The sequence below is a fragment of the Acetobacter sp. DmW_136 genome, from assembly GCF_008690365.1.
Lineage (GTDB): Bacteria > Pseudomonadota > Alphaproteobacteria > Acetobacterales > Acetobacteraceae > Acetobacter > Acetobacter oryzifermentans.
Genome location: NZ_VHON01000013.1, coordinates 48,402 through 74,614, shown reverse-complemented (window position 1 = coordinate 74,614; position 26,213 = coordinate 48,402). Strand labels below are relative to the sequence as shown.

Below are 26,213 nucleotides of genomic sequence, written 5' to 3'. Positions count from 1 at the left end.
GTGGCGAAATTCACCGTCACTCGGCCCCCTGCTCCAGTTCTACGTTCAGACCCAGAGACTTCAGCTCTTTGATCAGAACGTTAAAGCTTTCCGGAATACCGGCCTCAAAATCATCCTGCTCACGCACGATGGATTCATAAACTTTGGTTCGACCGGAAACGTCATCCGACTTCACAGTCAGCATTTCCTGTAGAGTGTAAGCTGCGCCATATGCTTCCAGCGCCCACACTTCCATTTCCCCAAAGCGCTGACCACCAAACTGCGCCTTACCACCCAGAGGCTGCTGTGTAACCAGCGAGTATGGGCCGATAGAGCGTGCATGGATCTTGTCATCAACAAGATGATGCAGCTTGAGCATGTAGATGTAGCCAACCGTTGTTTTACGTTCGAACGGTTCACCCGTGCGCCCGTCAATCAACTGAGACTGACCAGATTTATTAACGCCAGCTTTTTCAAGCATGGCTTCAATATCCGGAATGGAAGCACCATCGAACACTGGCGTTGCAATCGGCACGCCTTTGCGCAGGTTATTGGCCAGTTCAATCAGCTCATCATTGCTCATATTGGCAATGTCTTCGCTGTAAACTTTATCCCCGTACACATCTTTCAGACGATCAAGCAGTTCCTGACGTTTTTCGCCATTACGCTGGTATTCATCCACCATGTCACCAATGCCACGGCCGATTTTAGCGCAAGCCCAACCCAGATGCGTTTCTAGAATCTGCCCCACGTTCATACGTGAAGGCACACCTAGCGGGTTCAGCACCAGATCAACAGCCGTGCCGTCTTCCAGGAACGGCATGTCTTCAACTGGAACAACGCGGGAAACCACACCCTTGTTACCATGACGACCGGCCATTTTATCCCCTGGCTGCAGCTTACGCTTAACAGCCACGAAAACCTTGACCATCTTCATCACGCCAGGTGGCAGTTCATCACCACGCTGAAGTTTTTCAACCTTGCTTTCAAAACGTGCCTGAATACGTGCAATAGCCGCATCAAATTCACGCCGCAAAGTTTCCAGTTCCGCCATAACGCTGTCAGAAGCGACAACAATCTGACGCCACGTAGCACGCGGATGTTCATCCAGAACGGCATCTGTAATCTCGGTTCCAGAGCGAATACCCTTGAACCCAGCGCCAGCAACCTGCCCCAGAAGCTTTTCACGCAAACGACTATAGAAAGAGCGTTCCTGAATAGCGCGTTCATCATCACGGTCTTTGGCAAGACGTTCGATTTCCGCACGTTCAATGGCCATGGCGCGTTCATCTTTATCCACACCACGGCGGGAGAACACACGCACATCAACAATTGTGCCAGATGTGCCAGGCGGCAGACGCAGAGACGTATCACGCACATCGGAGGCTTTTTCACCAAAGATGGCACGCAGAAGTTTTTCTTCCGGTGTCATTGGGCTTTCGCCCTTTGGCGTTACCTTGCCGATCAGAATATCACCCGGATTAACTTCAGCACCTACATACACAATGCCGGCTTCATCCAAATTCCGCAGGGCTTCTTCACCCACATTCGGAATATCACGCGTGATTTCTTCCTGACCCAGCTTGGTATCACGGGCCATGACTTCGAATTCCTCGATATGGATCGAGGTAAAAACGTCATCCTTGGCAATCCGTTCGGAAATCAGGATGGAGTCTTCGAAGTTGTAACCATTCCAAGGCATAAACGCGACCAGCACGTTACGGCCCAGAGCCAGTTCACCCAGCTCTGTGGAAGGACCATCGGCAATAATATCGCCTGCCCGCACATTGTCACCTACATGCACTAGCGGACGCTGGTTAATACAGGTGGACTGGTTGGAACGGGAATACTTACGCAGACGGTAGATATCTACACCCTGCGTAGAACCTGCCGCATTGGTTGCACGCACTACGATACGGGCACCGTCAATCTGGTCCACAATACCTTCGCGCTTGGCAACAATTGTTGCACCGGAATCACGCGCCACAGCGGCTTCCATACCTGTGCCAACCAACGGTGCATCGGAACGCACCAGCGGCACAGCCTGACGCTGCATGTTGGAACCCATCAGTGCACGGTTCGCGTCATCGTTTTCCAGGAACGGAATGAGCGCCGCAGCAACGGAAACGAGCTGCTTGGGCGAAACGTCACACGCCGTTACTTCCGTTGGCGGAACCAGACGGAAATCACCGTTACGACGCACAGAAATCAGATCGCTGGTAAGCGCACCCTGATCATTCACCTTGGCATCGGCCTGCGCAACAACCAGCTTTTCCTCTTCCATAGCGGAGAGGTACTTCCAGCCGTCCTGTAGCACGCCGTCCTTTACCAGACGGTAAGGTGTTTCGATAAAGCCGTATTTGTTCACTTTGGCATAGGTTGCCAGAGAGTTGATCAGACCAATGTTCGGGCCTTCCGGCGTTTCAATTGGGCAGATACGACCATAATGCGTTGGGTGAACGTCACGCACTTCAAAGCCTGCGCGCTCACGGGTCAAGCCACCTGGGCCAAGCGCTGAAAGACGACGCTTATGCGTCACTTCAGACAGCGGATTGGTTTGATCCATAAACTGGCTGAGCTGAGAAGAACCAAAGAACTCACGTACAGCAGCAGCAGCAGGTTTGGCATTGATCAGATCATGTGGCATGACCGTATCAATATCCACAGAGCCCATACGCTCACGGATAGCGCGTTCCATCCGCAACAGGCCAATGCGGTACTGATTTTCCATCAGTTCACCAACCGAGCGCACGCGGCGGTTACCAAGGTTATCAATATCGTCAATCTGACCGCGACCGTCTTTCAGGTCGCACAGTGTTTTAATGGTGCGCAGAATATCTTCTTTACGCAGCACACGCACTGTGTCTGGCACGTCCATATCCAGACGCATGTTCATCTTCACGCGGCCAACAGCGGAAAGATCATAACGGTCGGGATCAAAGAACAAGCCATTCAGCATGGCTTCGGCTGTTTCAGCCGTTGGCGGCTCACCGGGGCGCATTACACGGTAGATGTCAATCAGCGCTTCATCACGCGTGCTGTTTTTATCTACTGTGAGCGTATCACGGATCCACGGCCCGTTAGCAGCGTCAATTGCCAGCAGGGGAAGTTCCGTAATTCCGGCTTCTTCCAAAGCAGCAAGACGTGCTTCAGTGATTTCCTCACCAGCTTCGCCATAGATTTCGCCAGTCTGCATATTGACGATATCATGGGCAATGTAACGGCCAAGCAGATCGATCTCACCCACCAGCACTTCACGCGTTTTTTCCGCGATCTTGCGCACCATGCGGGCTGTCAGCTTGGTTTCGGCTTCCGCCACCACTTCACCGGTTTCTGCATCCACCAGCGGCGCCAGCAGCTTGAGGCCACGGAAAGAATCCGCATCAAACGGGCGGGCCCAGCCTTTGGCTGTTTTTATGAATGTGACAGCATTATAGAAGTAGGAGAGGATTTCATTGGCATCCATCCCCTTGATTTCCATAGAGTCAACATCACCGCCTTCAGCCGCTTTAGCTTTGCGTGCAGCCTCAGAAGCTGCACCTTCAAGCGCATACAGCAGCGTGGTGACAGGCAGCTTACGCTTACGGTCGATACGAACGTAAAGCAGATCTTTGGCGTCAAACTCGAAGTCCAGCCAGGAACCACGGTAAGGAATAACACGCGCCGCAAACAGATATTTGCCAGAAGAATGCGTTTTACCTTTATCATGATCAAAGAACACACCGGGTGAACGGTGCATCTGGCTGACGATAACACGCTCCGTACCGTTGACGATAAAGGTGCCATTATCTGTCATGAGCGGCATATCGCCCATATAGACTGGCTGTTCCTTAATATCGCGAATGGAACGAGACCCCGTATCTTCGTCCACATCCCACACGATCAAGCGCAGAATAACCTTCAGCGGTGCGGCATATGTCAGACCACGCTGAATGCATTCTTCCACATCATATTTAGGCTCTTCAAATTCGTAACTGACGAATTCCAGACGCCCCCGCCCCGCAAAATCATTGATGGGGAAAACGGAACGGAATACCTCCTGCAAACCTGTTGGAGTACGTGCATCAGGCGATACATTTGCCTGAAGAAATGTCTCGTAAGACGCACGCTGCACGTCAATCAGGTTCGGCATCGGGGCGATTTCGGGAATCCGCCCGAAACTTTTGCGAATCCGCTTCCGTCCTGTGAACGATTTAGTGATTGCGTTCATCGTCGCTCCTGCCCCGCCCATTTATCTCGGACCATCATGCCCGTGGTCATCCCGCGAGCCTGATGGTCCGACCTAATTTTGGTCTCAAGCCCATACCGGGTTTTACCCGGCTCCTGTTTCAGATCAACCCGAAACAGGCAAACGGGCAGAGGCACAGCGCCCCTACCCGAAAACCTTTTTTCCATTTCCCTGATGCCATGCATCAGAAATTTGGCAAACTTACTTGACTTCGACGGTTGCCCCGGCGCCTTCAAGAGCCTTTTTGATCTTGTCAGCTTCGTCCTTGCTGACACCTTCTTTAACGGTCTTCGGCGCACCTTCAACCAGATCCTTGGCTTCTTTCAGGCCCAGACCGGTGATGCCGCGGATTTCCTTAATCACGTTGATCTTCTTGTCGCCAGCGCTAGCCAGAACAACCGTGAATTCGGTTTTTTCTTCAGCCGGAGCAGCAGCAGCACCAGGTGCAGCAGCAGCAACTGCTACAGGAGCAGCAGCGGAAACGCCCCATTTTTCTTCGAGCAGCTTGGAAAGTTCAGCAGCTTCAAGAACGGTCAGAGCGGACAGTTCGTCAACAAGCTTAGCAAGATCAGCCATAGTTTGACTTCCTAATATAGATACTGGTTAGCAGAACGCAACCTTCAAGCACGAAGGCAGCGCAAAATTCTTTAACATTCCTTCATGCAAAGGAATGAAATCAGGCAGCTTCACCCGTTTTGGCATAGGCCCCAAAAACACGTGCAAGCTGGCCTGCCGGCGCCTGAGTAACGCTGGCGATACGCGTAGCTGGCGTGGAGATAAGACCCACGAGCTGCGCGCGCAGCGCATCAAGAGACGGCAGCTCGGCCAGAGCCTTGATTCCATCGGCGTCAAGCACCTGAGAACCAAGAGAACCACCAAGCAGCACAAGCTTGTCATTTGTTTTGGCGAACTCAACGACAGCCTTAGCCACAGCCACAGGGTCTTCAGACCACGCAAGCGCGGTCGGGCCTTGCAGCAGCGGCGCGATGCCGTTGAACTGGGTCCCATCCAGGGCGAGAGTTGCCAGCCGGTTTTTAGCGACCTTATAGTTCGCACCCGCTGCACGCACCTTACGCCGCAGTTCCGTCACAGCAGCCACAGTCAGCCCGTCATTACGGGTGACTACAACCATGGACGTCTGGGCGAAAACGGCGGCCAGAGAGGCGATAAAGGCCTTCTTTTCCGTACGGTTCAAATCCCGTCTCCGTCTTGTTCCATTAAGCTTGCGCCCAACAGAACGGGTTGCCCTTTAGGTTCCGTTATACATAACGCAACCCGCTCGCCTGTCCTTGAAACGGAATATCTGGCGTGCCGTAAATACGACCTGTAACCAGCATTCCCGTCTTACCGCTCGCCAACCCGAAGGCTGATTAAAACCGAAGTTGCGCACGGTCTCGGACAGGAAGAAGGAGCAGCCGTAACCACCCCTTCATGCACCGCACCAACCCGAAAGCGAGTGCGGCGTCATTCTTTCTCAGCCAGCGAAGGCAGAGAGATCCAACTGAACGCCAGGGCCCATGGTGGAGGACAGAGCGCCCTTCTTCATGTAAGCACCTTTTGCGCCAGACGGACGGGCCTTCTGCACGGCATCAATAAATGCACGTACGTTTTCAGCCAGCTTGTCTTCACTGAAGGAAGCCTTGCCAACACCAGCATGCACAATACCGCTCTTTTCAGCGCGATATTCAACCTGACCAGACTTAGCCGCTTCAACAGCGCCCTTTACGTTCATGGTCACGGTGCCCAGCTTGGGGTTCGGCATCAGCCCGCGCGGGCCGAGGATCTTACCCAGACGGCCCACCAGAGCCATCATGTCAGGCGTAGCAATGCAGCGGTCGAAGTTGATTTCGCCAGCCTGCACTTTTTCCATCAGGTCTTCTGCACCCACGATGTCTGCACCAGCAGCCTGAGCTTCTTCAGCTTTCGGGCCACGTGCAAACACGGCAACGCGCAGGGTTTTGCCTGTGCCATTCGGCAGGGAAACAAAGCCACGAACCATCTGGTCTGCATGACGCGGGTCAATGCCCAAGTTCAGTGCAATTTCAACGGTTTCATCAAATTTAGCTGTCGCATTGCCTTTTACCAGCGCGATAGCTTCATCAATACCGTAAACTTTACCAGCTTCAATCTTGGCACGTGCAGCAGCGATACGCTTGTTCTTTGCCATGATATTAGCCCTCCACCACATCAATGCCCATGGAGCGGGCAGAGCCGATCAGCATGCGCACTGCGCCATCCAGATCGTTTGCGTTCATGTCCTGCTGTTTCTGTTCAGCAATTTCACGAAGCTGGCTCATGGTCACTTTACCAACGCTACCACCCTTGCCAACTGTCTGGCTGCCTTTGGAAATTTTGGCGGCCTTCAGCAGGAAGTAGGTGTTCGGCGGGGTTTTGGTGATGAAGCTGAACGTACGGTCTGCATATGCGGTGATAACCACAGGAATCGGCATACCCGGCTCAAGACCCTGGGTCTTGGCGTTAAATGCCTTACAGAATTCCATGATGTTCAGACCGCGCTGACCCAGTGCCGGACCAACCGGCGGGGAAGGATTAGCCTTACCAGCGGGGATCTGAAGTTTGATGTAGCCAACAACTTTTTTGGCCATATCCGGGACTCCTCAAAATGAACCCGAACCGCGGTTCTCTCGATTCCACACCACGCACAGGGCGCAGACAAGAATCTCCCGCGTTCCGATCAGAAGTGCCGCGCTTACCGGGGCGCTGGCTGCGTGTCAAGTGGTTGTGTATTTTTCATGCCGCCTGTCAGATCATTGGAAAGCGGATCTGTCTGGGTGCTAATGCCACCCAAAGGCGCTGCATGACGCAGGTTTTCATACTGCAAGGGCTTGAAAGGCATGATGGTTTCCTCACCGTGCGGCAATTGGCTACGAGACCACCCACCACCAAGGGCACGCACAAGCTGCACACGCGCATCCACCTGTCGGGTTTGCGCCTGCACTAATGAAATGCGGGCATTCAGCGCCGCCACCTGCGCCACCACAACATCCAGATAATTGGTTAGGCCACCAGTATAGAGCGCCATAGTCATGCCCTGCGTGCGCAAGGCGGCATCTACGGCGTTGCTTTCCTGCTTAACCTGCGTTTTCAAACGATTGGTGCGCGTGAGATTGTCTTCCACTTCCTGAAAGGCATCTAACACCGTGCTGCGGTAAATATCTTCCGTTTGCCGATAACCCGACCACGTGCGCTGCAATTCTGCACGCCGCAAACCACCTTGGAACAACGGCAGCACTGCTTGTGCCCCAAACTGATACATAGCGTTGTACAACGAAGCCAGATCGAACCCGTTATCCATAAAGCCCGTCATGGCGTTAAACGTAACGTGCGGATAAAACGCGGCGCGAGACACACCGATGGCTCTGTTTGCTTGTGCCATACGCCGTTCTGCTGCGGCAATATCTGGCCTGCGTTCCAGCAAAGTGGATGGCAGCGCTATAGGTGGTTCTTTTTCCTCAAACGTAAGCTTTGTAACCGGCGCGATATGGAATGAGGCCGGAGCCTGATTAACCAGCACGGCTATAGCGTGTTCCATAACATCACGCTGGGTGCGAATATCGGTTTCCTGCGCCTGCGTGGTGTAAAGCTGAGCTTCTGCGCGGGAAACATCCATACCCGGCGCAATGGCCCCAGCCAGACGCATGCGCGTAACTTGCACGGCTGTCTGATAATACCGGATAGAATCCTTATACACCGCATCCTGCGCATCCAACCCACGCAGAATAACGTAATCCGATGCCAGTTCTGCCTGAAGGCTCAAGCGTGCAGAGGCATAATTTGCGGCATCTTCCTGCACACCCTGCTTGGCCATACGGATACGGTTGCGGATGGCAGACCAGAAATCCGGCTCCCACGTTGCGGTGGCCGAATACTGCTCGGACGACATATACATCGGCCCGGTTGCCCCAGCTCCACGCCATAGCCGGTGTTGGGAGCCTTTATATTTGGCCCCACTCGCCGCCCCATTTAACTGCGGGTAAAGGTGGGATTTGGCTTCCGCTGCCATATCGCGCGATTGCATGAACGCCTCTGCCTGCGCCTGCAAATCCGGGTTCAGGCGCATGGCCTGATCTTCCAGCCGGTTGAGTTCCGGATCACCCAGCATTGTCCACCAATCGGACCGAATGGCATCATCCGATGGGTGGGCGGGCTTCATCACGCCCTGCCCGCTCCAGTTATCGGGCAGCACAAATTGCGCAGGCTTATAGCGGGGTGCCATATCGCAGCCCACCAAGGCCGATGTTGCCACCCCTACCAACAGAATATGTGTAACTTTACGCGGCAGAATGTTCCCTTTCCTCATGGGCGGGCCCCAGCTTCAGACATATCCGCGTTATCATCAGGCATCGCGCGGGTGTCATCCCCATCTTCCCCTTGGGATGATTTGGTGGGAGGCGCTGGCTTTTTGGGTTCTGCTTTTTTAACGGCTGGCGGCGTGCTGGGCATGTTATAGCCGGGTGTGCCTTTAACAATGCGCACTTCCTGCCCATCCAGCAGCCCAGCAGATGGATTGTTGATCACCCGATCCGTTTTCTTCACACCACGCAGAATCTGCACCGTGGTTCCGAAGTTGGTGCCTAGGGTAACATTCACCAGATGCACGTGGTTGGTATCATCCACCAGCGCAACCTGCGTGCCTTCCGCCCTGAACACAATAGCACCCAGTGGCAAAATCAGCTCTTCCGTATCACCGGGAGCATGGAACGTGGCTGTGGCGTAGGAATTGGGCCAGAGTTCACCAGATTTATTGTCCAGTGTAAGTTCTGTTGTAACGGTACGGGTAGATGCATTAAAGGCCGAAGCCGTGGCCAGAAAATGTGCCCGGAATGTGCGTTCAGGATATTGCGGAATACTTAAATCTGCCTCCAACCGCGGGGAGATAATATCTGCATAATCTTGCGGCACGGCTACAAACACACGCATGGCATGCACATCCGCCACACTAAACAATTCGGTGGCATTGCCGTGAGCATCTACATCCCCACGTCCTGCGTTGACGTAATCCCCCACATCCGCCAAGCGCGATGTCACAACGCCATCAAAAGGCGCAACAATTTTTTTGAACGCTTCCAGCGCAGCATAACGCTCTACATCATGCTGCGCTGCTTCTACCTCGGCCTTTTGGGCTTCTGCATTGGCTGCCTGCACATCCACTTCCTGCTGAGAAACAGCTTGCGTGCCTTGCAGGGCCTTCCAGCGTTTTGCTGTAATCTGGGCCAGCTTATACCGCGCCAACGCCACATTCAGGTTGGCTTTAGCTGCTGCAAATTGAGCATCTAACCCCGGTGTATCAATTTCGGCCAGCACATCGCCCGCCTTCACCTTGGCACCGAAATCTTTGTACCACATTTTCACGTAGCCAGAGACCTGCGCATAAATGGGTGCCTGATACCATGCTGCTATATTGGCAGGCAGGGAAAGAGTGCGTTCATCCGGGCCCGGCTGGGGGTAGATAACCTGCACGGATGGAATAGCGTTATGTGCCGTTTCGTGCGCCAGATTAACGTACTGCGTATGGCGCTGAACAATACCCACCACTGCCAGCAGGATGGCAACCCCGCCAACAGCCACAAACCCGATTTTGCGTTTACGTGTGCTGCCAGCCGGCGTGGGAGATTGAGGCCCTGAAGCGTCTGGATGCTCTTGGGTCATGCGGCAGCTTCCTCTTGTTCGGTTTCATGCGGTTTTTTACGTGTGTGCAGCATGGCAAAAACACAGGGTACGAACAGCAGAGTGGCAACTGTTGCCACTATCAGGCCGCCCATAACGGCCTTACCCAAGGGTGCGTTTTGCGAGTTACTTAAAGACATGGGCAACATGCCGATAATCATGGCGGAGGCTGTCATCAGCACTGGGCGAATACGCTCAAACCCAGCTTCCAGCGCGGCCTGAATGGCATCACCATGTTCTTCCAGACGTTCACGCGCAAAAGCTACAACCAAAATAGCATTGGCCGTGGCCGTACCCATGCACATAATGGCCCCTGTAAGGGCTGGCACGGAAAGCGTGGTGTGCGTTAGAAACAGGCTCCATGAAATACCAGCCAGTGCGCCGGGCAACGCGGTGATGATGATGAACGGGTCCAACCAGGACTGAAAGTTCACCACAATCAGCAGGTAAACCAACAGCACAGACATGGCCAAGCCACCTAGCAACTGGGCGTAAGCGCTGTTCATGGTAACAGCCTGCCCCAGCACACTGAGGGAGGAGCCATGCGGCAGGTCACCCTGCACTTCATCTACAATACGCGACACCTCGCGTGAGACCGTGCCGAGGTCTATCCCCTCATTCGTGGCGTAAATATCAAACACCGGCATGATATTGTAATGCGCCACCTCCGCCGGGGTGCCGATCTGATCGATCTTGCTCAACCCACCCAAGATTTGCGGATCTTGGCCAGATGGGTTGCCATCCCCTTTATCAACAGGCGTAATTTCCAGATCATTCATGGTCTGGAGGAAGGGCGCTGGCGTTTGAATATCAATCAGATGCGAAACACCGGTTTTGGTATCCAACCAGTAAACCTGCCCCACCTGAGAACTACCGGACAGAGAAACCAGTGCGTTATTGGCAACATCGGATTCTGTAATGCCAGTTCCCAGCGCGTAAGTACGGCGGGTATTCACCATAAGTGTGGGGGTTGTCATGGGCTGTTGCACAAACACGTCTGTCAGGCCCGTAACATGGCGCAGACGTTCTGCCAGACGGTTCGCAAATCGGAAATTGTCCGCCAGATTGCGCCCAACCACCTGCACATCAATAGGTGATGGCAAACCAAAGTTCAGAATTTTGGCTGTCAGATCCCCCGGCAGGAAGGAAAACTGCGTGCCGGGAAACTTCATGTTCAGGTTATGGCGCAAAAGCCGCCGATATTCGGCCACAGGAGATGCCGGATTTTTAAGTGAAACCGTAATATCGCAATCCTGCGTGCCCACTGTTGGCGTTGGAATATAAGCCTGATTCAACGGGCTGAAGGGCAGACCGCAGTTATCAACCAACCCTTCTACCTGCCCCGGCAATGTGCGTTCGATCTCATCATTCACAAGCTGGGAAATCTTGCCGGATTCTTCCAACCTTGTGCCAATGGGCGCACGCATATGCAGGGCAATGGCATCTGAGTTCACTTCGGGAAAGAAATCCTGCCCCACAAAGAACAGCAGCCCCAAGGAACCAAGCGAGCACAGCACAAACACCGGCACAAACGTACCACGCGTTGCCACCAAATGAGACAGCAGCTCGTGATAGCGATGCCGGAACTGCTCGAACTTATGCTCAAACCCACGCTGAAAGCGGCCAAAAATGGTTTTGGGCTCCTGCGGGCCATGTGCATGTGCGGCCACCTGTGCCGCCAGCATGTATTTGGCCATGGTGGGCACCAGTGTTCGGGACAGGATAAAGGAGGCGATCATGGCAAAAATGATGGCTTCTGCCATGGGCATGAACAGCCAGCCCGCAACACCCGTAAGCTGGAACAGCGGCATCCACACAATGCAGATACACATGGTGGATACAAAGGTGGGGATAACAATCTGGTTTGCGGCATCAATAATGGCCGTTTCCAGATCCTTTTCCATCTCAAGATGCGCGTCGATGTTTTCGATCATCACCGTGGCGTCATCCACCAAAATCCCCACGGCCAGCGCCAAGCCGCCCAGTGTCATGACATTGATGGTCTGCCCGGCCCAACCCAGCCCAATAACCGAGCACAGCATGGCCAGCGGAATGGAGGTGGCAATAATAACGGTAGAACGCCAAGAGCCCAGAAACAGCAGCACCACAAGCCCGGTGAGACACGCAGCGGTGAGCATTTCACGCACCACGTCCTGCACGGATTCCTTCACAAAGGTAGAGGCATCATTCAAAATCTTGATGCTCACGCCCTCTGGCAGGGTTTTTACAATGCCCGGCAGCAGCTTTTTAACCCCCGCCACAACATCCAGCGTAGAGGCATCGCCACTTTTCATAATAACAATCAGAACGCCCTGCTGCCCTTTAACCAGCACAAGGTTGGTTTGTGGCGGGCCGCCTGCATGCACCCATGCCACATCCTGCAACCGCACCACGGCATCCCCCACCTGTTTGATGGGGATCATGTTCAGCTCTTCCATGTTTTTGGGAGAGGCGTTGGTCTGCACCATCCAGTCAAACGGGCCAATGCGCTGATCCCCCGCAGGCAGCACAATGTTCTGGCTGTTCAACGCGCGAGAGACATCAACCGGGGAAAGCCGATGCGCCAGCAGTTTTACCGGGTCCAGATCCACCATGATATTACCCGGCTGCCCGCCGTACGGGTTGGGAATGGCAGCCCCCGCCACGGAAACAAGCGCCGGACGGATAAGGTTGGAGGACATGTCGTAAATTTGTGAGGCCGTCATGGAGGTGGAAGACACCTGCAACGTCACAACCGGCACAGAGGATGCGTTATAAGCCAACACCAGCGGTGGTGTAGAGCCCGTGGGCATCTGCTTGATAACTGTCTGCGATACCGAGGTAATCTGGGTTTGCGCCACAGATGTATCTGTACCGGGCTGGAAGTAGATCTTCACAATCCCGCGGCCATAATACGATTGGCTCTCGATATGTTCGATATTATTCACGGTCGCGGTGAGAGCGCGCTCGTAATAATACACGACGCGGCCAGACATATCCTCTGGCATCAGGCCCGTATAGGTCCAGACCACTGCCACAACAGGAATACGAATGCTGGGAAATACGTCTGTAGGCGTATTGAATATTCCCCTGATTCCGAACACCAGAATCAGGATGGAAAGCACCACAAACGTATACGGCTTTTTAAGCGCGGTAACGACAATTTCGTTCATGCGCTCCAACCTTGCACAGTTAGAGACGCTGCATTGCAGACAGGCAGATTTGGCATGGTTTTATCGTTACATACATATCTGCGGCCCGCCAACATCATTACGTGCAATCTTCAACCTTTTGTAAAAAAGCGGATGGAAAGGTAATTCTGAAACAGGTGCCAACACCCTCCGCCCCTGTTTCAATGGTGACATGGGCTTCGTGCAGATGCGCAATGGCACACACAAGGCTAAGCCCCAGCCCACTCCCCGGTACGTGGCGGCTTTTGTCCGACCGATAAAAGCGTGAAAGAACAGCTTCTCTTTCAGCCGGTGCAATACCTACGCCCGTATCCGTAACAAACAGAGATGCCGCACCGTTGATGCGTTGCGAGCCAAGCATAATGCGCCCACCTTCTGGTGTGAACTTTATGGCATTATCAACCAGATTGGCCAAAAGCTCGATCAACAAGTGCCGATCCCCCCATACAAAGCAGGGGGCTTCCCCCTCCTTTGTAACCAGCACTTTATCTTCCATTTCAGCTATGGGTTCATACAAATCAAATACGTCTGCCACCAGATCGGCTAAAAGCACTTGCCCAAAGCCTGCTTTTCTGCGGCTGTTTTCTATTTCCGCAATACGCAGCAACGCAGTGATAATACCCATGCACTGGTCCAGATCATCTACAGCACGCCCTACGGCCGCCTCCAGCGCCTCTGGCTCTGCGCAAGCAGAAAGAGCCCGCTCCAATCTGGCACGCATGCGAGAAAGCGGGGTGCGCAAATCATGCGCAATATCATTCCCTACTTCCCGCATATCGTCCATCAACCGCTCCAGCCGATCCAGCATACGGTTTACACTACCGGCCAAGCGTTCCAGATCATCCCGTTCCTTGGCAGCGGGCAAACGTTCATGGATATCTCCGGCCATAATGCGGTCTATGGCCTCGTGCATTTCCTTCACGCGGGAAAGAGCACGATGGCTGAGCACGATGCCCAGAAACAACGCAAACACAAAGGTAGGAATAGCCGCCACCAGCATGGTGTGGCGCAACATGAGCTTTTGTTCGGAAAGCAGATGGAAGCTGCGCCCCAACACCAGAATGGTGCCATCTGGCAGTTTTTCCGCCAGCACACGCAAGGGGTACGAATCCCCTTCTTCGGGGTAAATTTCTACATTGTGGGGTTTGCCATCTGCCTTTAGGCCCTTGGGCCAAGTGCGCAAATCCCCTGCGATAAGAGCATGCCCGGAATCAAACAGCCCAGCACTGTTAATAATCAGCCGCAGATCATCCGTGGCACGGCGGCGGATAACGTATTCCAGATGCTCGGGAGACATCTGGGCCAGCAGTTCGGCCTCACCTTTCAGCAACTCGGTGGAACGGCGCGATTCCACGGCCTCAAGCTGCGCGTAAACCAGACCAAACTGCATGACCATCACCCCCGCCATGGCGGCCAGCGCCATAAGGGTGATGCGGAAAGTAGCTGTGCGAAAAAGTTCAGTCAGGAACACGCAGCCGGAATCCCGTTCCGCGAATACTTTCGATCAACGGTTCCTCTCCCGGCCCATCAATTTTGCGCCGCAACTTGCCAATATGCACATCCACCAGATTGGTGCGCGGAATAAACCGATATTGCCACACATCCTCCAGCAACATGGAACGTGTAAGCACCTGCCCCGGCCTGCGCATAAGGTATTCAAGCAAACGGAACTCACGCGGCAACAGCTCTATTTCCCGCCCATCGCGCCAGACGCGGCGTTCTATCAGATCCATATCAATTGGGCCCAGATGCAACTTGGTGCTGCGCGTATCATCCGGCCTACGCAACAGGGCTTCTATCCGGGCCACAAGCTCTTCTATGGCGAAGGGCTTGGTCAGATAATCATCGCCCCCAGCCTTAAGGCCTGTTACCCGATCATCCACCGCAGAAAGGGCAGAAAGCACCAGTACAGGCAGGCGTATGCCCTGCTGGCGCATGGTTTCTATCACGCTTAAACCATCCAGACCGGGCAAAAGACGATCCACCACCATAACGTCTGCTTCTAACCGTAAGGCAGCTTCCAGCCCGGCATCACCTGTGGCTTCGTGCAGCACTTTAAAACCGCGGGCTGTCAGTTCAGCTGCAATTTCCTCGGCTATGGTGCTGTCATCTTCTACCAGAAGCACCGCTTTCCCATTGGGTGAGAAAAAATCGGCATCTTCCTTAAGCATATCCGCTGTTCCATTCATCTTTTACACTGATGCCGCTCCATTTGAATCAACACCAGTAAATTCAATTTCAGACTCTTCTATTCCGGCGGCATTGTCTTCCGGTTCATCCAGTTCACGCAACTTGCGGCTAACCGAACGTGTGCGCCTACGGGCTTCCTCGATAGAAAAAGACATGGCCTGTGCATTTCGTGCCAGTTTATCCAGCACGCCATCCATCTTGATCATTTCCTGCCGCGTGGCCCCCAGCAGGCGCGCAATGGTTTCTGTCCGCTCTTCCAGCGCAAGTGTAACGTACCCCAGATGGATTGTGCGCAACATGGCTGGCATAAGAGCAGGCCCCATAACCATAACCCGAAACTGCCGCCCCAGTTCATCAATCAGCCCCGGCATACGTGCCACTTCTGTATATAACCCATCTGTGGGCAGATACAGTACGGCAAACTCCACCGTTTTGGGTGGGTGAATATATTTGCTGGAAATCTTGCGCGCTTCCACCCGCATGGTGTTTTCCAGAGATTTACGTGCAGCTTTTTCTGCCGCTGCATCACCTTCATCCGCAGCGTTGAGCAGCCGCTCATAGGCTTCTGTGGGAAATTTGCTATCCACAGGCAAAAGCGGAGGCGTGCTGGATTTAACAGGCATGCGGATGGCAAATTCCACCACATCGTTTCCGTTGCCAATCCGCACATTGCTTTCATACGTGCCGGGTGGCAGTACATCATCCAAAATGGCGCGTAGCTGGGCTTCCCCCCAGCCACCACGGGTTTTGACATTGCTGAACAGGCGCTTGAGGTCTCCAATCTGGCCCGTCATGGCCCTTACTTCGCCCATGGCTTTTTGCATGGCGGAAAATTGCTCCAACACACGCTGGAACGAAGTTTGCATCTGCTGCTCTACAGCTTCGTGCAGTTGCTCCGTAACCGCGTGCCGGATAGAGGCCAACTGCTGGGCAGATGTATCCGCCAGATTGCGCAGGGCTTCGGCCTGAGCGGCACGGGCCTCCGCCTGTTCTCGCCCCAGACCTCCGGCCAATGCACCAAGCTGTTCCGCCAGCTCCGTGCGCATGCGCTCAATACGCCCACCCATGGCGCGTTCCATTTCCATCATGCCATTGCGTTGCGCGGCACTCTCGGAACGTGCCGTCGCGCTCTCATGCTCTACCAGAACATACAGCCGGGCCAGCAAATCTGCATCCGTGCCACCTCCTGCTTTAGGGCGCAGCACCACAACAAGACCCGCCCCCAGCAACAAGGCGCACACAGCAACACTTAAAAGAACAATTACAGAACTCATGCCCCGTTTTGTCTTATGTCCGCAACAAGAGCAAGCACCAGAAACGCATAGAATGCCCACCAGAACAGCTTTATCGCGGCACCGTAATGACAATCGACCACCGGCAATGGTATGACCTACCCCTTAGCCTGCCTTGCGTGCAGAACATACGCTGTGTGGCAGGCCAATAAAAACACGTCATTCAGGCCGCGGATTTAAATAACACCGTGCCCTTTCCGGACAGGAGAACAATAGAGTGAACACGGCACAACGCATCCGCGGCATTGTGGCAGGTTCCGCAGGCAACCTGCTGGAATATTTTGATTGGTATGTTTATTCCTCTTTCACCATTTACTTTGCGCATGCCTTTTTCCCGCACGGCAACCCCACGGTCGAGCTGCTAAATGCGGCTGCGGTATTTGCTGTGGGCTTTTTTATGCGCCCTGTGGGTGGGTGGCTGTTGGGTATGGCGGCAGATCGGTATGGCCGACGCAGCGCACTCACCATTTCGGTGCTCACAATGTGTTTAGGGTCTTTGGCCATTGCCGTATGCCCAACATATGACCAGATCGGCCTTGCCGCTCCGCTGCTCCTGTTAATTGCCCGCCTGTTGCAAGGCCTAAGCCTTGGGGGAGAATACGGAGCATCCGCCACCTATCTGGCAGAAGTAGCCACACCCGAGCACCGCGGATTCTGGTCTGGTTTTTTGTATGTTACGCTGGTTATGGGCCAACTGCTCGCCCTTGTTCTGCTCCTGCTCATGCAATACGTGCTGCTTACACCCCAGCAAATTGCAAGCTGGGGCTGGCGTGTGCCGTTTCTGATGGGTGCTTTGGGTGCTGTGCTGGTGTTCTGGCTACGCCGCCAGATGACAGAAAGTGACAGCTTTAAAAACGCGCATACAGAAGAAGAAAAAGGCGGCATTCGCGTTCTTCTGCACCATTGGCGGGCTGTATTAACGGTATGTGGCCTTACCCTTGGTGGCACCGTGGCCTTTTATACCTACACCATTTACATGCAGAAATATCTGGCCAACACGCTGGGTTTTCCTAAGGAAACAGCAACCCTTATTTCTACTGCCAGCCTTGTGGTGTTTGCTGCCATGCAGCCAGTTTTTGGGGCTCTTTCAGATAAAATTGGTCGCAAGCCATTGCTGCTGTTTTTTGGCTTTGGCGCAACATTTGGCACCATTCCGCTGCTGCATGTGCTTGCGGGGGCCTCATCTCCTTGGACGGCTTTTGCCCTGATTGTTACGGCGCTGTTTATTGCCTCTGGCTACACATCCATTAACGCCATTGTAAAAGCAGAACTCTTTCCCACCCGTATTCGCGCTTTGGGTGTGGCCCTGCCTTATGCGCTTACGGTTTCCATTTTTGGTGGCACCACGGAATATATTGCCCTGTGGTGTAAACAGATCGGGCACGAAAACTGGTTTGCCGGATATGTTTCCATCTGTGCGGCCGTAACCCTGTTTACGGTTTTGCGTTTAAAACAGACAGACCGCATTACCGCGCCAACCGGTACGTCTGCACGCTCCTGATATTCGGTGCACGGCATGTTGCTCTTTGTTAAAAAAGCAGCATGCCCATTTCGGGTAATCAAGTACGGGCCTTGTTGTTTCATAAAATCAGATTGCAAAATAACGCCGCGGATACGCCTTTAATTTGCCATAAGACACGCCATTATTTGAGATGAGACAAAGAACGCAGGTGTAATCCTGTTTCAAGGAGGCTCATTTCATGCGCCAGATTACCAAACTTCTTATGGCCCTGCCCGTTATTACGGGCCTTGGCTTGGCAAGCGTGCCGATGGCGCAGGCACAACCCGGCCCACATATGATGGGCGGACCAGGTTGGGGTGGTGGCCCACGTGGCGGACCGGGCGGCCCCGGTTGGGGTGGCCCCAGAGGTGGTTATTACCATCATCGTGGCCCCGGTGGCGGTGCCATTGCAGGTGCCCTTATTGGTGGCTTGGCCGTAGGGGCGTTGGCTGGCGCCACAATAGCTGGTGGCCCGCCTGTAGTTTACGCACCACCGCCGCCCCCTCCGCCGCCGCCAACAGCTTACGTGGTGCCCGCTGTGCCAGTTATGCCCGGCCCCGGTTACGGCTATTACGGCCCGCGCGGATATTACCAAGCATGGTAAAGGAAGCTACAGCCTGAAAGTAAAAAATCAGGCACTGCCCGCCAATGTGCGGGCAGCTTCCAGCACAGCTTCAACATGGCCCGGCACCTTAACCTTGGGCCAGATATGCGCAATTTTGCCATCCGCCCCAATCAGGAAGGTTGTGCGCTCAATACCCATATACTGGCGGCCATAATTGGTTTTTTCCACCCACACGCCATAGGCCTCTGTCACGCTGCCAGATTCATCTGATGCCAAGGGAAATGTCAGATCATATTTGGCAGCAAAAGCATCCAGCTTTTTAACCGGATCGCGCGAAACGCCAATAACGGTTAGTCCGGCTTTATCAAAATCCTTTAGGGCCTCGTTAAATCCGCAGGCTTCTTTTGTGCATCCGGGTGTATCTGCCTTGGGGTAGAAATACAGAACAAACGGCTTGCCCTTAAAATCTGCCAACGTCACCTTACGGCCACCGCTTGCTTCCATATCAAACGCAGGCGCGGCATCACCTACCTGAAGCGTGTGTTTTTCCGTCATGCTTGTTTTCCTTCTTTTAAAATCTCTTACGCCAAAGTGAACGTGCAGGATCTGCAAGCTGTTCCGGCGCCAAGCCTACCTTATTCCACCGGGCCAACCAGCCGGGCAAAAACTGCATGCACATCACGCGCCAGAATATCCGCCTTTTCAATCAGATCTGGCAGCGTTTCCAACTTCATGGCTTTCAGCAGCACGTTTAACGATGCCGGAGCCAGATCACGCTCCAGATCAACAGGCGGCGTGGCCCCGCACAGCAGCCGCAACACAGCCTGAAGCTGGCGCCAGAACAGTTCAGCCTGCTTTAAAAACTGAGTATCCTCGGCACTTAGCAGCCCTGCCTTTTCCAGCCGCCCCAGCGCCAAACGCGTGCTCACATCCCGCACGGCACTATTTGCACCAATCAACTGATAAATCTGGGCAATAAATTCCACATCTATCAACCCACCCAGCCGTCGCTTCACATCCCACACAGAAGATGCAGGCAGATCGCGCGCCAAGCGTGCGCGCATGGCGCTGGCATCTTTGAGCAGCGTTGCGCGAGATGCTGGCTCGGCCCGTAAACGCCCATCCAGAATGGTATCCAAATCCTGCCTTAAAACATGCTTCAATTCTGCTGGAGCGGCCACAATACGGGCACGAGTCAGGGCCATGCACTCCCATGTCCATGCAGATTCCGTATGGTAACGCAAAAAAGCAGGGCGCGAGACAGCAACCGGCCCCGCCGCACCAGAAGGACGCAACCGCATATCTACCGCATATAAGGGCCCTTCTGGGCCTGGTGCTGTCAGCGCCGCAATAAAGGCGTGGGCCAGCCGTGTGTAATATTGCGCCACCCCCACAGAACGCGGGGCAGAAAACAGCGGACGCTCTGCTTTTGTATCCGCCTGCGGCACCTCACTGGCCTGCACATCTTCGGGGTGATCAAACACCATCAGCAAATCAAGGTCAGACCGCGGCATCATCTCGCGCGAACCGGCTTTGCCAAGTGCTACAATGGCCATGCCACCACCCGGAACATGCCCGTACCGGCGTGTGTGTTCTATTTCCACCGCCTGTTTTACAATGGTGATAATGGTATCCGCCAACACTGTACGCTGCTTTTCGGCCTCGTTTTCCGTGATGCGGCTTTCCAGCAGGGCAACAGATAGACGAAACTCCTCCCCACGCAAAAGTGGGCGCAAAGCCGTTACCAGCTCTTCAACATCTGCCATTTCTTCCGCTAGATGTTGAAGGCGGGCGACAACCGTACGCCCTTCTTCTGGCGCGGATTCCAAAAGCCCTTCCAGCGCAGAAGGTTTGTCTGCCAGATAATCTGCCAGAAAAACGGAGGCATCAAAGATATTGGCAATGCGGTCTACTAATGCCGGATTGCGTTCAAACAGGGAAAGAAGCTGCACCCCAGCATGTTGCCGCGCCAGCAACGCATCAAACCGACGTAAACAGGCCAGCGGATTGCTGCGCACACCAAAGCTGGCCAGCAATGTGGGCAACAGCACACGCAACAACGCATGCGCGCGCTCAGACCGCAGCGCCCGCAAGCTGTTGCCGCGCCAACGGGTAAGAACCTGTGTGGCTTCCTGCACCTGTTCGGGCGGGAAACCGTGCTTTTGCAAGAGTTCCGCCGTTTGCCCATCTTCCGGCCCCGGCACCAGCACACTGCCTTCCACTTCTTCGGGCTGGGCGGAATGCAGCACAAAATGTCGCTCGAAAATGCGCCGTGCCTCACGCATACGGGGCAACATATCCAGCGCCAGAACCTCGGCATCCGGATAGTTCATGAAAATGGCAAAGGCCTCGAACCCTTCCCGCGTGTCTGGCAGGCTGTGGGTTTGGTGGTCTGCACGCATTTGCAAACGGTGTTCGGCATCACGCAAAAAACGATAGGTGCGGGCCAGAACCTCGGCTTCTTCTCGCGGCAGGCGGCCTGAGCCTACAAGCTTTTTAAGCGCACCAAAGGTAGTTTTATCTCGCAAGGTAGGCTCACGCCCACCCCAGACAAGCTGCATGGCCTGCGCGATAAATTCAATTTCACGAATCCCGCCTTGCCCCAGCTTGAGGTTATGCCCCAACAACCACTCTATGCTGGCGGAAGGATCTGCCAGCACGGCATCTGGTAGGTTACTTAAATCTGTCCGGCCCGCCTTACGGTAACGGTCTATCCGGGCCTTCATGTCATGCAGATCATCAATCAGTGCAAAATCCAGATGCCTGCGCCAGATAAACGGGCGAATAGCCACCAAAAAACGCCGCCCCAGTGTGAGATCTCCCGCCACAGGACGCGCTTTTGTCATGGCCGCACGTTCCCACGTTTGGCCGAGGCTTTCATAATACAGGATGGCGGCCTGCACCGTTACCGCCGGAGGGGTGGAAGATGGATCGGGCCGCAGCCTTAAATCTGTGCGAAAAACGTATCCGTTGGCATCTCGTGCTTCCATCAGGCTGACAAGATCGCTAGTCATACGCACGAACACACGCCGCACTGTGTCCGACTGAGGGTACGCTGTGGGATCATACAGCACCATCAGGTCTATATCGGATGAAAAATTCAGCTCCCGCGCGCCTAACTTGCCCATGGCCAGAATTACAAAGCCGCAGCCCTGTGCGGGGTGTTCCGGGTTGGGCAAAGCCAGTTGCCCCGCCTGAAAGGCACACCACAATAAATGCCTGACAGCCAGATCCAGCGCGGTATCAGCCAGGCGGCTCAGGGCATGTGTTACTTCCTCCAAAGACCAGAAGCCACCCAGATCCGCCACAGCACAAATAAAAGCTATGCGTTTTTTTGTATGACGCAAAAAAGCCGCGACACACTCTCGCCCCGATGTTGTGTCAAATTTTGCGCATGTTGCAAACGCATCCTGCACACACATATCCGGCCCCTGCTCCAGCAGGGCCGCAAAGGCCAGAACGTCTTCTCGCGCCAGATCTGCCAGATACGGACTGTTGCCCCCAAGACACGCCAGCAGTTCCCGCGCGCCCGGCTGTATCATGACAGATTGCGCAACACCTGCTTCCTGCGCCAGAACCAGCATGTCCTGCGTAAACAGATCAGCCGCACGTGTATCTGCTGGGGCGGGCCAGTCTGCATCTGGCCACATGCGGGAACCGTGCCCTCTAGGTTGCCTTACGTCTCGAAAAAGGGAATGGTCTGCCTGCGTCATGATCTGGCCCGTGCTGTGAACAATAAAGGCTTGCTGCGTTGACTTCCAACGGTCAAGACACCACGCGCCCACGGCGCACAAAAACCCGGCAATTTCTGGTCTATGGTGCCTATGCCATGGTGGGGCTGCCTGTTATGGGCACAGTTTTGCTGTTTGCACGCATGGCGCTTGGGCCAATAAATGTTACGCCGTTGGTGCGCCCTTTTTTGCCTGTTACCGTTATTTCCGGCGGCAAAAAACAGCCTCCGGTCGCTACGCTGGGGTTAAGGCGCGCCTATCTGGAATGGAACGGCCTGCGCGATGGGTTCACATCTCCGCTCATGCTTGCGCTGCATGACATTGCCGTTAAAGGGCCGGATCGCACAGTAGTTGATACCGTGCACGAAGCCCATGTTACGCTGGATACACTGGCCCTGCTACATGGTGGCATTGCCCTGCGCGCTGTAGAGTTGGAAGGCGTAAACCTTGCCCTCCGGCGCGGTAAAAACGGTGCTGTGGGGTTTGATTTTGATACCCCTCCGACCGTTGGCGCAAGTGATAGCGGAAGTGTGGATACCGCCGGACTGGATCGTGCCGTAATCTCCCACGCTGTTGTGCGTATGAATGACCAGCTCACCGGCACGCATTGGGTGGCTTCTCCGCTAGATGCCACACTGCATATGGCATCAGCTCAAGGCAAAAAGGGCATAACGGGTGCCGTGCAATTTGCCGTAACGGGGGAAGAAAACCCTGATTGCCACATAGAGGTAAAAGCCAACAGTCTGCCAGATACAGATGGCAAAGGTATTGTATGGCATCTGGCAACCAATGCCGTTAAGCCAGCCAGCTTTTCCCATATCTCGCATGATCTGCAACATATCAGAACACCCATTACGGTGACATCCGATGTCAGCTTTCTGCCCGCGCCGGGTTCGGAATGGCTGATGCCTGGCGCGATGGAACTGCATGCAGATGCACAAAGCGGCAAGGTTACTGCCGCTGGAGCACGCTATTTTTTAAGTGGCGGCTCTGCCAATATTACCCTGCGGCTTGACCATCTTAAGGATGGCAGCACGCCTGCACATATTATTGTGCACAACATCACTGCCAACCTGCGCAATCCAGACCACCCGGAAGATGAGGCCAGAGGGCTTCATCTGGCTGTATCCGGGCAAGTAGATGCCACAGATCTGATAAACCCCACCACGGTTTCCGGGCAGGTTACTGCCGATATTCCGCAGGTGTACTTTCCCGATCTGGTTTATTATTGGCCAGACAAGGCCGCCAAAGGCGGCAAAAAATGGGTAACCAAGAATATTACAGATGGCGTAGCCTACAACCTGCACACCACTGTTTCTTTATCCAGCAAGACGGGCTGGAATGGTGTGGATGTTAGCAACATTGCTGGCGGGCTGGATGCCAAAGGGCTGACCATCTACTGGCTGCGGCCTATTTCCCCACTAAGGGGCATGGATGCCCATATGGATGTGGACGGACTGGACAAGCTAAGCATCAAGTTTGACCACGGCTACCAGCTTGTTGACCGTGCCGGAAAAAACGTAGGCCAAAATGGTATTGGCCGCATTGCTGCTGGCCCGGGCAGCATGGATATTGTGGGCCTGACCAAAAAAGACCAGACCGGTATTATCAACACGCAACTGGATGGCAAATTGCAGGATGTGATGGCTCTTTTGGCCGAACCACGCCTGCACCTGCTTTCTCGCCACCCGCTGGATCTTCGCAACCCACGTGGGCGCGCCAAACTTCAGCTTATGCTCAGCCTCCCTTTGAAAGACGATGTCAGCATTGATGACATGGAGATTAAGGGCCATGCCGATATCACGCAGGCATCGCTTGATAATGTGGTCGCCGGGCGCGGTGTAAGGCGCGCTGATATCAAGCTGGATGCCACGGCAGACGGCCTTTCTCTTGCCGGGCATGGCGTGTTGGGTGGACTGCCCTCCAACATCTCCTATTCAACAGATTTCCGGCATGTACCGCCGACCGGGCTTTTGGAACAGGCGCATCTGACATCCCGCATTACCCCACAAACCGCAACAGCCGCCGGTTTTGCAACGGGAGACCATTTTGGTGGCTCTGCTGATGCCGTGGTGGATTACCGCCAATATGGAGATCACCACGGGTTGGTGGATATCAACCTCAACCTCAAAAACTCCCAAATCCGCATTCCGCTCTGGCATAAGGCACCGGGGCGGGCTGCACAGGCCACCGCTACGCTGGGGCTAAAAAACGGCCAGATTGTTGCGGTAGATCGTATTTTGGCTACAGGGCCGGATTTGGATGTACGTGGCAAGGCTCGCCTACGCCCCAATCATGCGCCACAACTGATTATCTCTTCCTTCCGGGTTGCCCATTCCACCGGCCATGCCATGCTGGAACTGCCACAAAAAGGCGTGGCAGGCTCGGTTATTCATGTTGGCGTCTATGCAGACATGCTGGATCTTTCCCCTTTGGTAACGGGTGATCCATCAGACCCCAAACCCGCACAGCCCGCCAGCACTGGCTACCACGTGCCAGAGGCAGCAACAGGCAAGCTACACGGCCCTCCGGGTACAGCATGGGCTATTGATCTGACAGCCAACACATTGCGCTACAATCCAGACAAACCATCTTTGAAAGCTGTAAAAGCCTATTTTGAGGATAACGGCCAACGTCTGGAAAAAATGTATTTTGCCATGCACGGGCCAACTCCCGTAAGCATGACACTTACCCCCAAAGGTGCGGGGCGAGACCTGCGCGTTTCTATCCCAAACATGGGCGCGTTTCTGTCTGACTTTAAAATTGTGCCAGATGTAGAAGGTGGCCATGCCGTTTTAAGCGGATCTTTTGATGATACGGAGGCTTCCGCCCCGTTTAACGGCCGCATAACCGTAACGCCATTTGTGCTCAAAAAAGCCCCAACAGCCCTGCGTATGGCACGGAATATCTCATTTTATGGCTGGTTGGCCGCACATAATACATCGGAATTTACCGTTACACATCTTGTGCTACCCGTAACCTTCAAAGATGGCGTGCTGAATATTCGTGATGGCAGAACAGGCAACAATGCACTGGGCGCAACACTTGAAGGCGACGTTAATCTGGATAAGAACAGCATAGATTTACACGGCACCGTGGTGCCTATTTTTGCTATCAACAAACTGCCCGGAAAGCTGCCGGGCATTGGCTGGGTATTTAGCCCGGAAAAAGACGGTGGGCTTGTGGCCATAACCTTTGGTGTGGCCGGGCAGATGAGCAACCCTTCCCTGCGTGTAAATCCTTATTCCATCTTTCTGCCGGGGGCCTTGCGCCGGATTTTTTAACCCGGTTGCGACCCCTTTGCAGGGGCCATATTATTTATCATCAATAGCTGGATCTTCTCCATCCGCATTAGGGGGGAGATCAGCCCCCCCTTCCATCAGAGATACAGCATCTGTTAGCGGGCTGCGCACAGTGGCTGTAATGCCCCCTGCCCGCACGATATCCCGAAAAGATGCGCCCTCATCATCAAAAGCAGTATCCAGACCGTTGCCGCTGACTTCCCCTATGGCATGAAACACCACGCCAGATTGCGCGGTTACGGGGGAAACCAGCCAATGCCGTGTGTGCGAGATAACGGAGGATGCATCTGCATCCATACACGGCTGCATATGGGTAAGAGTAACAGTTTCTGTGGTAACCAAGGCTTCGTTTTCTTCCCCAGCCTTAGGGCCACCGGCTTTGGCTTGCGCAGCAAACACGGTGCCAGATGCCACCACCTGCATGGCTTGGGGCGGTTGTGCAATATCCGCACGCAAACATACGGAAACCGTGCCGGAACTTCCATCATCCGCCTGCGCAAGAGCTGGCAGGCTTACCCCAGCAAGAAACAGATAGAAAATTACAAAGCTGGGGCGAATTTTCATGGC

At 54.3% G+C, this 26,213-nt stretch carries 17 protein-coding genes; 3 read left to right on the top strand and 14 right to left on the bottom strand.

Annotation, left to right across the window (positions count from 1 at the left end; genetic code table 11):
* Positions 1 to 16: 16 nt before the first annotated feature.
* From rpoB to FKW31_RS05245, 11 genes are all read right to left on the bottom strand, one after another.
* Positions 17 to 4,189, bottom strand: coding sequence for a DNA-directed RNA polymerase subunit beta (rpoB, locus tag FKW31_RS05295; protein WP_035351617.1), 4,173 nt, complete (start codon positions 4,187 to 4,189; stop codon positions 17 to 19).
* Positions 4,190 to 4,408: 219 nt separating this feature from the next.
* Positions 4,409 to 4,783 carry a 50S ribosomal protein L7/L12 gene (gene rplL, locus FKW31_RS05290; protein ID WP_003622688.1) on the bottom strand — a complete coding sequence of 125 codons (375 nt, stop codon included), beginning with the start codon at positions 4,781 to 4,783 and terminating at the stop codon, positions 4,409 to 4,411.
* 100 nt (positions 4,784 to 4,883) lie between these two features.
* Positions 4,884 to 5,402 carry a 50S ribosomal protein L10 gene (rplJ, locus tag FKW31_RS05285; protein WP_003622686.1) on the bottom strand — a complete coding sequence of 173 codons (519 nt, stop codon included), beginning with the start codon at positions 5,400 to 5,402 and terminating at the stop codon, positions 4,884 to 4,886.
* A 279-nt stretch (positions 5,403 to 5,681) separates the two neighbouring features.
* A complete protein-coding gene (gene rplA / locus FKW31_RS05280; RefSeq protein WP_035351622.1) occupies positions 5,682 to 6,374 on the bottom strand; it encodes a 50S ribosomal protein L1 in 693 nt (230 codons plus the stop codon).
* 4 nt (positions 6,375 to 6,378) lie between these two features.
* On the bottom strand, positions 6,379 to 6,813 hold the full coding sequence (gene rplK, locus FKW31_RS05275) for a 50S ribosomal protein L11 (RefSeq protein WP_003622680.1): 435 nt from the start codon (positions 6,811 to 6,813) through the stop codon (positions 6,379 to 6,381).
* A gap of 104 nt (positions 6,814 to 6,917) precedes the next feature.
* Positions 6,918 to 8,528: an efflux transporter outer membrane subunit gene (locus FKW31_RS05270; RefSeq protein WP_150178004.1), complete on the bottom strand. Its 1,611-nt coding sequence runs from the start codon at positions 8,526 to 8,528 to the stop codon at positions 6,918 to 6,920.
* Entirely contained in the window at positions 8,525 to 9,877 is a 1,353-nt protein-coding gene (locus tag FKW31_RS05265; RefSeq protein WP_063353853.1) for an efflux RND transporter periplasmic adaptor subunit, read from the bottom strand. Before FKW31_RS05265 ends, FKW31_RS05270 begins: the two co-directional genes overlap by 4 nt.
* Positions 9,874 to 13,047: an efflux RND transporter permease subunit gene (locus FKW31_RS05260; protein ID WP_035351625.1), complete on the bottom strand. Its 3,174-nt coding sequence runs from the start codon at positions 13,045 to 13,047 to the stop codon at positions 9,874 to 9,876. The genes FKW31_RS05265 and FKW31_RS05260 overlap by 4 nt, the downstream gene beginning before the upstream one ends.
* 97 nt (positions 13,048 to 13,144) lie before the next feature.
* Positions 13,145 to 14,536 carry an ATP-binding protein gene (locus FKW31_RS05255; protein ID WP_150178003.1) on the bottom strand — a complete coding sequence of 464 codons (1,392 nt, stop codon included), beginning with the start codon at positions 14,534 to 14,536 and terminating at the stop codon, positions 13,145 to 13,147.
* Complete coding sequence (locus FKW31_RS05250; protein ID WP_006116065.1) at positions 14,523 to 15,254, bottom strand: response regulator transcription factor; 732 nt, start codon at positions 15,252 to 15,254, stop codon at positions 14,523 to 14,525. Before FKW31_RS05250 ends, FKW31_RS05255 begins: the two co-directional genes overlap by 14 nt.
* A 3-nt stretch (positions 15,255 to 15,257) precedes the next feature.
* The gene (locus FKW31_RS05245) at positions 15,258 to 16,529 is read right to left on the bottom strand and encodes a DNA recombination protein RmuC (protein WP_063353852.1); all 1,272 of its coding nucleotides are present in this window, start codon (positions 16,527 to 16,529) and stop codon (positions 15,258 to 15,260) included.
* 235 nt (positions 16,530 to 16,764) lie between these two features.
* Here FKW31_RS05245 and FKW31_RS05240 point away from each other — a divergent pair, with 235 nt between their 5' ends.
* Together FKW31_RS05240 and FKW31_RS05235 are read left to right on the top strand one after the other, a co-directional pair.
* On the top strand, positions 16,765 to 18,048 hold the full coding sequence (locus FKW31_RS05240; RefSeq protein ID WP_150178002.1) for an MFS transporter: 1,284 nt from the start codon (positions 16,765 to 16,767) through the stop codon (positions 18,046 to 18,048).
* Between the two features lie 199 nt (positions 18,049 to 18,247).
* Positions 18,248 to 18,652, top strand: coding sequence for a hypothetical protein (locus FKW31_RS05235; RefSeq protein WP_063353850.1), 405 nt, complete (start codon positions 18,248 to 18,250; stop codon positions 18,650 to 18,652).
* A 27-nt stretch (positions 18,653 to 18,679) separates the two neighbouring features.
* Here FKW31_RS05235 and bcp read toward each other — a convergent pair whose 3' ends face one another.
* Both bcp and FKW31_RS05225 read right to left on the bottom strand, forming a co-directional pair.
* Positions 18,680 to 19,168: a thioredoxin-dependent thiol peroxidase gene (gene bcp / locus FKW31_RS05230; protein WP_063353849.1), complete on the bottom strand. Its 489-nt coding sequence runs from the start codon at positions 19,166 to 19,168 to the stop codon at positions 18,680 to 18,682.
* 80 nt (positions 19,169 to 19,248) lie between these two features.
* Positions 19,249 to 22,326 carry a bifunctional [glutamine synthetase] adenylyltransferase/[glutamine synthetase]-adenylyl-L-tyrosine phosphorylase gene (locus FKW31_RS05225; protein WP_193562046.1) on the bottom strand — a complete coding sequence of 1,026 codons (3,078 nt, stop codon included), beginning with the start codon at positions 22,324 to 22,326 and terminating at the stop codon, positions 19,249 to 19,251.
* A gap of 116 nt (positions 22,327 to 22,442) precedes the next feature.
* Between FKW31_RS05225 and FKW31_RS05220 the strand changes: the two genes are divergently transcribed.
* Positions 22,443 to 25,628, top strand: coding sequence for an AsmA-like C-terminal region-containing protein (locus FKW31_RS05220; protein ID WP_193562049.1), 3,186 nt, complete (start codon positions 22,443 to 22,445; stop codon positions 25,626 to 25,628).
* 30 nt (positions 25,629 to 25,658) lie between these two features.
* On the opposite strand, the gene FKW31_RS05215 is transcribed toward FKW31_RS05220, so the two are convergent.
* The gene (locus FKW31_RS05215) at positions 25,659 to 26,210 is read right to left on the bottom strand and encodes a hypothetical protein (protein ID WP_150178000.1); all 552 of its coding nucleotides are present in this window, start codon (positions 26,208 to 26,210) and stop codon (positions 25,659 to 25,661) included.
* Positions 26,211 to 26,213 lie beyond the last annotated feature (3 nt).

Excerpts from the sequence above, each read along its gene's own strand:
- FKW31_RS05225 (WP_193562046.1), bottom strand. The coding sequence starts at position 22,326 with ATGACGCAGGCAGACCATTCCCTTTTTCGAGACGTAAGGCAACCTAGA.
- rplL (WP_003622688.1), bottom strand. The coding sequence starts at position 4,783 with ATGGCTGATCTTGCTAAGCTTGTTGACGAACTGTCCGCTCTGACCGTT.
- FKW31_RS05270 (WP_150178004.1), bottom strand. The coding sequence starts at position 8,528 with ATGAGGAAAGGGAACATTCTGCCGCGTAAAGTTACACATATTCTGTTG.
- FKW31_RS05220 (WP_193562049.1), top strand. The coding sequence starts at position 22,443 with ATGGTGGGGCTGCCTGTTATGGGCACAGTTTTGCTGTTTGCACGCATG.
- rpoB (WP_035351617.1), bottom strand. The coding sequence starts at position 4,189 with ATGAACGCAATCACTAAATCGTTCACAGGACGGAAGCGGATTCGCAAA.
- FKW31_RS05235 (WP_063353850.1), top strand. The coding sequence starts at position 18,248 with ATGCGCCAGATTACCAAACTTCTTATGGCCCTGCCCGTTATTACGGGC.
- rplA (WP_035351622.1), bottom strand. The coding sequence starts at position 6,374 with ATGGCAAAGAACAAGCGTATCGCTGCTGCACGTGCCAAGATTGAAGCT.
- FKW31_RS05215 (WP_150178000.1), bottom strand. The coding sequence starts at position 26,210 with ATGAAAATTCGCCCCAGCTTTGTAATTTTCTATCTGTTTCTTGCTGGG.
- FKW31_RS05260 (WP_035351625.1), bottom strand. The coding sequence starts at position 13,047 with ATGAACGAAATTGTCGTTACCGCGCTTAAAAAGCCGTATACGTTTGTG.
- FKW31_RS05245 (WP_063353852.1), bottom strand. The coding sequence starts at position 16,529 with ATGAGTTCTGTAATTGTTCTTTTAAGTGTTGCTGTGTGCGCCTTGTTG.
- bcp (WP_063353849.1), bottom strand. The coding sequence starts at position 19,168 with ATGACGGAAAAACACACGCTTCAGGTAGGTGATGCCGCGCCTGCGTTT.
- FKW31_RS05265 (WP_063353853.1), bottom strand. The coding sequence starts at position 9,877 with ATGACCCAAGAGCATCCAGACGCTTCAGGGCCTCAATCTCCCACGCCG.
- rplK (WP_003622680.1), bottom strand. The coding sequence starts at position 6,813 with ATGGCCAAAAAAGTTGTTGGCTACATCAAACTTCAGATCCCCGCTGGT.
- FKW31_RS05250 (WP_006116065.1), bottom strand. The coding sequence starts at position 15,254 with ATGAATGGAACAGCGGATATGCTTAAGGAAGATGCCGATTTTTTCTCA.